Genomic DNA, 11,185 nt, shown 5'->3' with positions numbered 1-11,185 from the left:
TCCTTACTTCACAATGTAGGGGAGCAGGCCGATGTGGCGCGAGCGTTTGATCGCTTTTGCCAGCTCACGCTGCTTTTTGGCGGACACCGCGGTAATCCGCGACGGGACGATCTTGCCACGCTCCGACAGGTAACCCTGGAGCAGGCGAACGTCCTTGTAATCGATGACCGGTGCGTCCTTCGCAGTGAAGGGGCAGGTCTTGCGGCGGCGGAAAAAGGGTCGTGCCATGATCGTTATCCTTATTCTTCGCCGTCGCGGTCACGACCGCCACGTTCGCCGCGGCCGCCACGACGTTCTTGCTTGCGCATCATGACCGACGGACCTTTTTCGAGTTCATCGACCTTGATCGTCATCCAGCGGATGATGTCTTCGCTGATCGCCGCCTGACGCTCGATCTCGGCAATCGCTTCGCCCGATACTTCAGCCGACAACATCACATAATGACCCTTGCGGTTCTTCTGGATCTTGTAGGCGAGCTGCTTCAGGCCCCAGGTTTCGGTCTTGTGGACCTCACCCTTATATTCGGTGACGATATTGGTGACGGTTTCCGCCAGCGCGTCGACCTGAGCCTGGCTCAGGTCCTGACGCGCGATAAAAACATGCTCGTAGAACGGCATGATGCGCTTCCTTCGATTTGGCCGATCGCTGACCTGCGCCAATCGCAAGCCCCTCCGGCTGTCGTCTCGCCTTGCGAATCGGTGCAAAGCAAACGGGGCGACGGCATAGAGCCTCGCCCCGAATGAGGGCGCCTATACAGAATTGCGCGGGGGAATCAAGCGCGCGAAGCCAGCTTCGCCAGCAATTCATGCCCGAATTCGGTGAGCGTGTCGTCGCGCGCGCCGAGGATGAGGATGCGGTCGCCTGCTTTTGCTTTGTCGAGGATCGCTGCACCGCAATGCGCACGCGTGGTCAGATGCACCGCATCGCCGCCGCCCGCGACGATATCGGCGACCAGTGCCTCGCTGCCGATGCTGCGGTCCACGGTGCCCCCGAAATAGACGGGATCGCAGACATAGAGCTTGTCGCCGTCGCGCATCCCCTTGGCAAAGCTCGCTCCAAGTTCCTTGCCCATCTGGCGTAGCGGGCCATAACCGTGCGGCTGGAAGAACAGCAGCGCGCGGCCCGGTAGCTCGGCGACCGCGGCGAGGGTTGCGGCAACTTTGTCAGGGTTGTGCGCAAAATCGTCGATGACGGTGACGCCGTTCGCTTGACCCAACACCTCATAGCGGCGCGCGAGACCAGCGAAATCGGCGAGGGCGGCGACCGACTGCGCGACCGAAACATTGACCGCGCGCGCCGCGGCAATCGCCGCAAGGGCGTTCATCGCATTGTGGCGCCCGGGCATCCGCAGGCGCACCGCGTGCCGATCGCCGGCGAAGCTGACGGTGAAGCGGCAGCCATCGGGCAAGGCTTCGAAATCGCTGCCGCGGATCGCTGCGGCATCGCTGAATCCGAAGCGCATGACGTTGTGACCCGCGAGTAGCGACGCGGATTCGGGATCGTCGGCGTTGATCACCGCGATGCGGGCTGTCGCAGCGAAGTCGCCGAATAGCGCGTTCAACTCGGCAAGGCTTTTGTGGTCGAGGCTGATATTGGTGACGACCGCGACGTCGGGCCGGTAGAGCGCGATGGAGCCGTCGCTCTCGTCGACCTCGCTGACGAAGGTTTCCGCATCGCCAATCAGCGCGCTGGCAAAGGGCAGATCGTCGTTCGCGAAATTGCGCATCACCGCGCCGTTCATCACCGTAGGGTTCCGGCCCGCGCTCGCGAGGATCCAGCCGATCATTCCGGTGACGGTCGACTTGCCGCTGGTCCCGCCGACGCCGATTGCTTGGCTCGCGGCGTTGAACAGCGCGGCGTTGAGGTCGGCGCGGGTCATCCGGGTGAGGCCGAGCGCGTTGGCGGCGGCGATGTCGGGAACGCTGTCCTCGATCGCTGCCGAGGCGATGAGAATCTGGCCCGCCTTCGGCCCGCTGCCGTCCTGAGGGTAGAAGGCGATCCCGTGTCGTTCGAGCCATGCGAATTTCTCAGGCGAGCGCCCTTGATCGCGGCTGCGATCCGACCCTGAAACGCTGGCCCCGCGCGCCGCGACGATCATCGCCAGCGGCAACATGCCCGACCCGCCGATGCCGCAGAAGAAATAGGATTTGTTTTCCGCCATCGCGGCGCGATATGGACTTGCTGCAATGTTTGCAACCGGCGCTCGCCGCAAATCCCGTTCGTGTCGAGCGAAGTCGAGACACCCATCGAGATGGCGCAAGGCCGCGGGGCATCTCGACTTCGCTCGATGCGAACGGAAATTGGGGTTGGCTGAATAATGCGTATCGGCATCGTTGCTCCCTCGACCCCCATATTGCCCGACGATGCCGAGGCCGTGCGCGCGCTCGCCAGCCTGGGCTATCCCGACGTCGAGCTGATCTTCGACCCGCAATGTTTTGCCACCCACGGTCATTTCGCGGGCGAGGACGGGCATCGCTTCGCGGCATTGGTCGAGATGGCCAACCGCCCCGACATCGACGCGATCTGGTTCGCGCGCGGCGGTTATGGCGCGTGTCGGATCGCCGAGGATGCGGTGGCGGCGATGACCGACGTCGCGCGTGGCAAGGCGTTCCTTGGCTATTCGGATCAGGGCAATTTACTCGGGGCGCTGTATCGTGACGGGTTCGACCATGTCGCGCACGGCCCGATGGTCGCCGATATCCGCCGCGAGGGCGGCGATGCGGCGGTGCTGCGCGCGCTCGATTGGCTGGTCGCGCGCGATCCGGGGGCGTGCGAGGACGGCTTGCAGCATGGCGCGCGCCACGCGGCGTTCAACCTGATGACGCTGTCGATGCTGCTCGGCACCCCGCTCGAACCTGACCTGGCGGGGCATGTGCTGCTGGTCGAGGAGGTCAGCGAATATCTCTATGCCTTCGACCGAGCGTTTTTCCATGTCGCCAGTTATCTGGGGCCGCGCGGACTGGCGGGGCTGCGGCTTGGCCGGGTCAGCGATATCCGCGAAAACGAACGACCGTTCGGTATCGAAGCTGAGGCCATTGTGCAGGGCTGGTGCGCGCGGTGCGACATTCCCTATCTCGGCCGCGCCGATATTGGCCATGATGCGGACAACAAGGTCGTCCCCTTCGGCTTGCATCGGGCCGGGTGAGGGAATAGGCGCGGCCCAACTCAAAAATCACGCTAGGGGACGCAATATGCGCGCATTCATTTTTCCGGGTCAGGGCAGCCAGGCGGTCGGCATGGGCAAGGCGCTGTCCGACGCATCGCCGGTTGCGCGCGAGGTGTTTCAGGAGGTCGACGACGCGCTGGGACAGAAGCTGTTCCGGCTGATGATCGAAGGGCCGGCGGACGATCTGATGCTCACCGAAAATGCCCAGCCCGCGATCATGGCGAACGCGATCGCGACGCTGCGCGTGCTGGAGAAGGAAGGTGGCGTGACGCTGGCGGCGAAGGCCGATTATGTCGCGGGTCACAGCCTGGGCGAGTATTCGGCGCTCTGCGCGGCGGGCGCCTTTGACCTTGCGACCACGGCGCGGCTGCTCAAGACGCGCGGTCAGGCGATGCAGGCGGCAGTGCCGGTTGGCGTCGGGGCGATGGCAGCCCTGATCGGCGCCGACATCGAGTCCGCGCAGCAGCTGGCCGATGCCGCGGCAGAGGGCGAAATCTGCACCGTCGCCAACGATAATGACCCGACGCAGGTCGTGATCTCGGGCCACAAGGGCGCGGTCGAGCGGGCGATCGCGCTGGTCAAGGATTATGGCATCAAGCGCGGACTGCTGCTGCCCGTGTCGGCGCCCTTCCACTGCCCGCTGATGCAGCCCGCCGCCGACGCGATGGCCGAAGCGCTGGGCGCGAATCCGCCCGCCGCGCCGCTGGTGCCGGTGGTCGCGAACGTCACTGCCGCGCCGGTCAGCGACGCGGACACGATCCGCGACCTGCTCGTTGAGCAGGTCACCGGCCGCGTCCGTTGGCGCGAGAGCGTCGGCGCGATGGAAGATATCGGCGTGACGCACTTCGTTGAATTCGGTGGCAAAGTGCTGTCGCCGATGGTCAAACGCAGCGCCTCGGGCGAGGTCGAGACGGTCAGCTTGATTTCGATGGACGACATCGAGGCTTTGCTCAAAATCCTTTAAACAATTCGCGTTGAGAACGCAGAGATTGCGGAGAAAATTTGTTCACGCGGAGACGCGGAGTCGCGGAGGGGGACTGTGCAGGATATCGATGTCGTGAGCGGCGATGTGCTGAATCTGTCCCTCCGCGTGCATCGGGATTTGGGTCCCGGGCTGCTGGAAAGCGTCTACGAAACGATACTGGCGGGCAAGCTGATCCAGATGGGCTATAAGGTCGATCGGCAAAAGCCGATCGATATTCAGTTCGAAGATATGCGCTTCGAAGCGGCGTTCCGTATCGACCTGCTTGTTGACGACCAGCTGCTCGTCGAAATCAAGTCTGTGGAGCGTCTCAACGCGGCGCATGGCAAACAGCTCTTGACCAATCTGCGCCTCACCGGCCAAGCGGTCGGCCTGTTAATCAACTTCGGCGGCGCCACGCTCAAGGAGGGCGTCCGGCGCATCGTCAACGACCATAAACCCTCCGCGTCTTCGCGTCTCCGCGTGAACCAATAAAGGAATCAACTCAGATGTTCGATCTCACCGGCATGACGGCCCTTGTTACCGGCGCCTCGGGCGGTATCGGCTCCGCGATTGCGCAAGCGCTGGCGGCGCAGGGGGCGCGGCTGGCGGTTTCGGGGTCCAATGCCGATAAGCTGAATGCCTTTCGCGACACGCTGGGCGGCGATCATGTCGCTTTGCCTTGCAATCTGGGTGATGCGGCCGCGGTCGATGCGCTCATCCCGGCGGCGGTCGACGCGCTCGGCCAGCTCGATATTCTGGTCAACAATGCCGGGGTGACGCGCGATAACCTCATCATGCGGATGAAGGACGAGGAGTGGATGGATGTCATCCGGATCAACCTGGAGGCCAATTTCCGCCTCGCGCGCGCTGCCGCCAAGCCGATGATGAAGGCGCGGTTCGGGCGCATCATTTCGATCACCAGCGTCGTCGGCGCTACCGGCAATCCCGGGCAGGCCAATTATGCGGCGTCGAAGGCGGGCGTCACCGGTATGACCAAGGCGCTGGCGCAGGAACTGGCGAGCCGCGGCGTGACCGCGAACTGCGTCGCGCCGGGCTTTATCGCGACCGCGATGACCGACGACCTGCCCGACGCGCAGAAGGACGCACTGAACCAGCGCATTCCGGCGGGACGGATGGGCGAGGGCAGCGACATTGCCGCGGCGGTCGTCTATCTGGCGTCAAAGGAGGCCGGTTATGTCACCGGTCAGACATTGCATGTGAACGGCGGAATGGCCATGCTGTCCTGATGGATCGCGCGGGGACGGTGAAGGGAATATCGGGATGATGAAGGGTTTGATCGCGGGCGCCGCGCTGACGATGGCCGCGCTGCCCGCCGGGGCTGCGGCGCAAGAAGGCGAGAAGTTCGATTGCGCCGTGTCGGCGGTCGCCGCGGACACCAAAGCGTCCATCGGTGCAGCGATGGCGGGCGGAGGCGACGACGCCTTGCGCGAAGCGCTGTTCAAGCAGCTGGCGACGATTACCGAGGACTGCGTTACAAAACATGGCATCGCCGAAGCGCAGAAGTCCGACTATTTGGAATACAGCCTTGCGCGCATTTCGCGCGAATGGCTGATTGGTGACATCGCCAAGCTCAATCTTTCCTCGGCGATCGTCGACAAGGCGCTCGATTTTGGACCTGCGGGCGCCAACCCCGATTTATCGAGCGATATGTCCGAAGATCAGATCATGAAGATTGTCCAAGCTTATATCGCCAGCGGGGTCGATATCGAAAAAGTCGATGGCACGACGTGGGAAAAGGTCGGTGCCTATGCTGCGGCGACTTCGATTTACTGGAACAAGCGGAAACAATTGCCGTTTTGACGATCGATGGGGACGATACCTCCCGCTAGACTCGTCATTGCGAGAAGCGAAGCGACGCGGCAATCCAGGGTAGCGGAGACCGCCCGGGATTGCTTCGCTTCGCTCGCAATGACGAGACTGCTTCAAACCTGCTGGTCAGAAACTCGCGCGCGCGGTGATGCGGATGTCCCGGCCAACCAGCGGGACAAAGTCCTTGGTAAAGCTGGCGTGGCGCCGCGCTTCGACGTCAAAGATATTGTTCGCCGCCAGCGATAGCGTCAGATTTCGCGTGTCGGGCAGCGGTCGCCAACTGATCGACGCATTCACCAGCGTGAAGCCCTTGGTTGCCGTTTCAAACGGTGCAATGCGGGTCTGATCGTCGGTCCATTCGACCTCGGCACGGGCGTCGATGCGTTCGCCCTGTGCTTCAAGCCCACCCAGCACCCGCATCGCAGGGATGCGGGGAACATTGTCACCGCCCTTGATCTTGGCACGCGTCATGTCGGCAACGACGTCGCCAACGATATTGAAGCCGCCGATCTGCGCCAGCCGGGCGCTCGCCTCGGCTTCAAAGCCCCACACACGGGCGTCGCGCTGGAAATACTGGAAGACGGGCAAGTCATCCTCTTCTTCGCCGGTTTCTTCGGAATAGATGAAATTGTCGAACCAGTTGGAATAGCCGGTGAGGCTCAGGTTGAAGGCGTCGGTCTTGACCTTGAAAGACGCTTCGGCGCCCCAGCTGGCTTCGCGTTTCAAATCGACATTGCCGACTTCGAACGATTGCGTTGCGATGTGCGGGCCGTTCGAGAACAGCTCTTCGGCCGAGGGCGCGCGGACGGCGCGGGCGACCGACAGGCCGATCTTCGCGCTCTCCCCGATCTCGTAATTGGCGCCAAGCGCTCCCGAGAAAGAATTGAAATTCCGCGAGATGCCTAGCGTGGGGGCCCGGACGTCGGTCTTCTCGTACCGCGCGGCGGCTTCGATACCAAGCGATCCCAGCGTCCATTCCTGCAACGTGAACAGCGCAAACTGGTCGGTCAAGTTGCGCGGCACAAAGGCTTCGGCACCGATCGCGTTAAAATCGCGGTGGCTATACTGGATGCCGCTGGCGCCGCGCCAGCCGCCGCGGTCATTCTGCGCCAGTTCAAGCCGGCCCTCGATACCCTGGTTGGTAAAAACGGTCCCGACCTCGTCGCCTTCGAATTCGGTATGTTCGTAATCTGCGAACCCGGCCCGGATGCGCAGCTTGTCGAAAAAGCCGTCACCCAATTCGACTTCGCCGCGAAGGTCGGCGCGCCATTGCTTCAGCCCGATGGTGACGGGTGCTTCGCCCTCTTCTTCGCCTTCTTCAACTTCCTCCTCACCTTCTTCGTGATGATGTTCGGTGCCGGGGCGGCTGGGAACGCCGTAATTGCTGTCATAATAGCTCACCGAAATGCCAAGTTGGCCACCGTCGTTGATCAAGGACAGGCCGCCAGCCGCAGTCCAGGTCTCGCTGGCGGTGTTGGCAACTTTTCCGCGCGATCCCGCCTGTTCGGTCAGTTCTGCGGCTTCGCCGTCATTGCCTTCCTCGGCTTCTTCGGCGGCAAGATCGAGCAGCTCGGCGCGCAGGCCAGGGGCATAGACAAAGCCACCCGATCGAACTTCGCCGGTCTTGCGCCAACTGCCGTCGACATGCGCGACGATGTTGGACGTTAGGGCGACGTCGAGCGATGCGCCGCCATTGCGATCGTTCGCGGCCGTGCCGTACCCGCCGATCGCGTCGATATGAATGTGATCGGTCGGCACCTTGCGCGGGATGCGGCGGTCGAACAGGTTGACCGCGCCGCCGATCGCCTGGCTGCCGAACAACAGCACCGCGGGGCCGCGCAGGATTTCGATGCGCTCGACGGTCAGCGGGTCGATGGTGACCGCGTGATCGGCGGAGGTGTTCGAGACGTCGATCGACCCGATCCCGTCGGTCAGGACGCGGACGCGCTCGCCCGAAAAGCCGCGCAGCACCGGGCGCGAGGCGCCGGGGGCAAAGCTGGTCGCCGACACGCCGGCTTGGCGCGTCAGCGTGTCGCCGATCTGGCCGCGGATGTCGCGCGCCAGCTCGTCACCCTCAAGCACCGACACATTGCCAAGGATGTCGAGGCTGCGGACATAGGGTGCGGTGACGATGATCGGGTCGCCGGTATGAAGGTCGTCGCCGCCGTTCGACGTCGAACGATCTTGCGCCATGGCGGGGGCGGAGAGAATGACGGCAAGGGTGAAACCGGCGGAGGAAAGCAGACGCATCGACGAAAAATCCTGATCATTGGAGCGAGAATATGGCGGGGTCAGTAATGTTATACTGTCACAAACGCAAGCATCGACCGTGCATTTTTTGGCTGTTTGTCGGCAGCACGGCGTCGTTGGTCGACAAAGTGCGATCTCGCTGATGCCAAGCGATGCTGTCTTGCGGCCACCCCGGCACGCCCCTAAATCAACTGCATGACTATTGCTGCAAACAGTCTCGACCTGATCGGCAACACCCCGCTGGTGCTGCTGAAGGGTCCGAGCGAAGCCACCGGCTGCGAAATCTGGGGCAAATGCGAATATGCCAACCCCGGCGGGTCGGTGAAGGATCGCGCCGCGCTTTACATCGTGCGCGATGCAGAAGCGAACGGCACCCTGCGCCCCGGCGGCACGATCGTCGAAGGGACCGCGGGCAACACGGGCATCGGGCTGGCGCTCGTGGGTAACGCGCTGGGGTATAAGACCATAATCGTCATGCCCGACAACCAGAGCGCCGAGAAAATGGCGACGATCCGCGCGCTGGGGGCCGAGCTGGTGCTGGTGCCGCCGGCGCCTTTCGCCAACCCCGGTCATTTCGTCCACACCTCGCGCCGCATCGCTGAGGAAACCGACAATGCGGTCTGGGCCAACCAGTTCGACAATATCGCCAACCGCAAATCGCATGTGATGGGCACCGCCGAGGAAATCTGGGCGCAGATGGACGGGCTGATCGACGGCTTTACCTGCGCGGCGGGGACTGGCGGCACAATCGCCGGGACCGGGCTGGGGCTGAAAGCGCATAATCCCGACATCGTCATTGCGCTGACCGATCCGCACGGGGCGGGGCTGTATAATTATTACCAGTGCGGCGAATTGAAAGCCGAAGGCAGCAGCGTCGCCGAGGGGATCGGCCAGAACCGCATCACCGCCAACCTCGACGGTGCGCCGATCGACACCCAGTTCCGCATTTCGGATGCCGAAGGCTTGCAGGTGGTGCGTCAGCTGCTGGACGAGGAGGGGCTGTGTCTGGGGCTGTCGTCGGGGATCAATGTGGCCGGGGCGATGGCGCTGGCGCGGCAATTGGGACCGGGCAAGCGCATCGCGACCATATTGTGCGACAGCGGGTTCCGCTATCTGTCGACGCTGTACAATCCCGAGTGGCTGGCGAGCAAAGGTCTGACGGAGACGACAGCATGACCGACATGCGGATCGACAAGAATGCGCCGCCCAAGGTGGTGGTGCCGACGCCGGTCAACGACACGATGCGGCGGTTGCAGATCGGTATTGCCGGGGTGCTGACGGTGCTGCTGCTTGTCGGCATGGCGGGGCTGATCGGCGACCGTGCGCGTGAAAATGTCGAGAGCGGCGCAGCGACCGCTGCCGAGGTCAAGATGCCCGGTGACGAAGCCAAGACCGGCGGCGCCCCGCTCGAAGAGTTGGGGGTTCAGCCAGTGTCCCCATCGTCGAAAGATGAAAATGCCGAGACACCGGTGAAGGTGCCGCAGGCCGCACCGTCGGCCGCAACCGTGCCCGATCTTGAGCCTGACCCTGAATTGCAGCGCGCGCGCAAAACCAACCCGTGATGCGATTGTCGCGCCGGTTGGCGGTGCGCGCTGTTTCCATCGCCGTGCTGGTGGGGGCGCTTGCGTGGAGCGGCGGCGGGCAGGCGGTGCTGGGCCGCATCGACCCGGCGCTGGCGATGCCGACGCTAGCGCTGCCGTTGCTGCTGCTGGCGGTCTGGCAGCGCAGCGAAGAAGCCGCGTTGCGGCGACTTACGGTGTTCCTCACCCTCGGATTACTGGCGCTTGCCCAGGCGCTGCTCGCCTTCATTCTCGCAGGATCGGTCCCATGGCTTCAGATTGCTCTGATGTTTGTGGCCGGCGCTGTGGCGGGGTTTGGCGCGGACGCCCTCTTGCAATGGCACTCACGCGGGCGATGGGTGCCGTGGGTCGCGGGATTGCTCCTGACGACCGGCTGGTTTGCGGCAAGCCATATACTGCTCGCATCGCTGTATCGGCCCGCGACGGCATCGGCTGGGGCTCCGGCGGCGACGATGCTGACCGGTTTGCCGCTGCGTTGGTCGGGCAGCGGCGATATCGCGGCGATCATCTCGGACGGGGCAGGGGATGATCCGGCACTGATTGGGCTGGAGGCCATGGGGCCGGTGGCGCTGGTCGACAGCCTGGTCGATTCTGTACCGCCGCCGGGCGGAACGCTGCTCCTTGCGCACCCGCGCGCGCTGGCGCCGCAGGAACTGGTGGCGATCGACGCCTTTGTCCGCGTTGGCGGCAAGGCGGTGGTGCTGGCCGATGCGCTGTCCGGCTGGCCCGCGCCGCATCCGCTCGGCGATCCGCGCAATCCGCCGGTCACCAGCCTGCTCACCCCGCTGCTCGATCATTGGGGCGTGAGGCTTGGCGCGGCGCCGACCGATGACATGGATGTGGCGGCGGTCGACGTCGGACGCGCGCGGCTGCGCCTGTCGAGCGCTGGCGCATTTGAGCGCCTGCCGCCAACGTGCCGCAGCTTCGCCGACCGCCGCGTTGCGCAATGCCGGGTCGACGCGGGCGAAGTGTGGCTGGTCGGTGATGCCGACCTGCTGTTTGCGCCCCTTTGGTCGCCGCTCGTGCCGGGGGCAGACCATCTGCGGCCGGCCGATACGATCGAATGGCTCGCGGCGCGGCTGTGGCCGGGCGCCGGAGTCGGGGTGCTGCAACCGCTGTGGATTCGCGCCCGCTCCGGCTGAGGCGTCTTTTCTACCCCATTTGACCCCAATTCGACTGCGCCTTGCGGTCGCCCCAAGGCGCGCCGACCGCATTTCGGCCGCCTATTTGCGCCTTTTGCGACGATTAGGGGGTAGATTCCCTATTTCACCCTAAATTTCCCCTTTTCACCCTACTCTATAGTTGATAGGCAGAGATCGGAGAGGGGCAATCTCCGCCGAGACCGAACCAACTGGAATCACGCGATTCCGGGGCCAGGGAAGTATTGCCCGCAGG

At 63.9% G+C, this 11,185-nt stretch carries 12 protein-coding genes; 8 read left to right on the top strand and 4 right to left on the bottom strand.

Annotated features, from left to right (window positions below; all coding sequences use genetic code 11):
* Positions 1-3: 3 nt before the first annotated feature.
* From rpsR to VGN68_RS08060, 3 genes are all read right to left on the bottom strand, one after another.
* Positions 4-228 carry a 30S ribosomal protein S18 gene (gene rpsR / locus VGN68_RS08070; RefSeq protein WP_088440322.1) on the bottom strand — a complete coding sequence of 75 codons (225 nt, stop codon included), beginning with the start codon at positions 226-228 and terminating at the stop codon, positions 4-6.
* Between the two features lie 11 nt (positions 229-239).
* A complete protein-coding gene (gene rpsF / locus VGN68_RS08065) occupies positions 240-617 on the bottom strand; it encodes a 30S ribosomal protein S6 (protein WP_293703008.1) in 378 nt (125 codons plus the stop codon).
* A gap of 155 nt (positions 618-772) precedes the next feature.
* On the bottom strand, positions 773-2,161 hold the full coding sequence (locus VGN68_RS08060; RefSeq protein WP_327475569.1) for a Mur ligase family protein: 1,389 nt from the start codon (positions 2,159-2,161) through the stop codon (positions 773-775).
* 156 nt (positions 2,162-2,317) lie between these two features.
* On the opposite strand from VGN68_RS08060, the gene VGN68_RS08055 reads away from it, so the two are divergent.
* From VGN68_RS08055 to VGN68_RS08035, 5 genes are all read left to right on the top strand, one after another.
* Complete coding sequence (locus VGN68_RS08055; RefSeq protein WP_327475567.1) at positions 2,318-3,145, top strand: LD-carboxypeptidase; 828 nt, start codon at positions 2,318-2,320, stop codon at positions 3,143-3,145.
* A 46-nt stretch (positions 3,146-3,191) separates the two neighbouring features.
* Positions 3,192-4,130 (top strand): ACP S-malonyltransferase, encoded by a 939-nt coding sequence (gene fabD / locus VGN68_RS08050; protein ID WP_327475565.1) that lies wholly within the window; start codon positions 3,192-3,194, stop codon positions 4,128-4,130.
* A 75-nt stretch (positions 4,131-4,205) separates the two neighbouring features.
* Positions 4,206-4,622, top strand: a complete 417-nt coding sequence (locus VGN68_RS08045) for a GxxExxY protein (protein WP_327475562.1) — start codon at positions 4,206-4,208, stop codon at positions 4,620-4,622.
* A 14-nt stretch (positions 4,623-4,636) separates the two neighbouring features.
* Positions 4,637-5,377, top strand: a complete 741-nt coding sequence (gene fabG / locus VGN68_RS08040; protein WP_327475560.1) for a 3-oxoacyl-[acyl-carrier-protein] reductase — start codon at positions 4,637-4,639, stop codon at positions 5,375-5,377.
* 34 nt (positions 5,378-5,411) lie between these two features.
* Positions 5,412-5,951 carry a hypothetical protein gene (locus VGN68_RS08035; protein WP_327475558.1) on the top strand — a complete coding sequence of 180 codons (540 nt, stop codon included), beginning with the start codon at positions 5,412-5,414 and terminating at the stop codon, positions 5,949-5,951.
* A 135-nt stretch (positions 5,952-6,086) separates the two neighbouring features.
* On the opposite strand, the gene VGN68_RS08030 is transcribed toward VGN68_RS08035, so the two are convergent.
* Positions 6,087-8,210 (bottom strand): TonB-dependent receptor, encoded by a 2,124-nt coding sequence (locus tag VGN68_RS08030; RefSeq protein ID WP_327475556.1) that lies wholly within the window; start codon positions 8,208-8,210, stop codon positions 6,087-6,089.
* Between the two features lie 195 nt (positions 8,211-8,405).
* On the opposite strand from VGN68_RS08030, the gene VGN68_RS08025 reads away from it, so the two are divergent.
* The 3 genes from VGN68_RS08025 to VGN68_RS08015 are packed head-to-tail and all read left to right on the top strand — an operon-like array spanning position 8,406 to position 10,932.
* Positions 8,406-9,386, top strand: coding sequence for a cysteine synthase A (locus VGN68_RS08025; protein ID WP_327475554.1), 981 nt, complete (start codon positions 8,406-8,408; stop codon positions 9,384-9,386).
* Positions 9,383-9,772 carry a hypothetical protein gene (locus VGN68_RS08020; protein ID WP_327475552.1) on the top strand — a complete coding sequence of 130 codons (390 nt, stop codon included), beginning with the start codon at positions 9,383-9,385 and terminating at the stop codon, positions 9,770-9,772. The genes VGN68_RS08025 and VGN68_RS08020 overlap by 4 nt, the downstream gene beginning before the upstream one ends.
* On the top strand, positions 9,772-10,932 hold the full coding sequence (locus tag VGN68_RS08015) for a Gldg family protein (RefSeq protein WP_327475550.1): 1,161 nt from the start codon (positions 9,772-9,774) through the stop codon (positions 10,930-10,932). Before VGN68_RS08020 ends, VGN68_RS08015 begins: the two co-directional genes overlap by 1 nt.
* Positions 10,933-11,185 lie beyond the last annotated feature (253 nt).

This window comes from Sphingopyxis sp. (assembly GCF_035998965.1).
Lineage (GTDB): Bacteria > Pseudomonadota > Alphaproteobacteria > Sphingomonadales > Sphingomonadaceae > Sphingopyxis.
The sequence above is the reverse complement of the archived record's forward strand: the minus strand, read 5'-3'. Positions and strand labels throughout refer to the sequence as shown.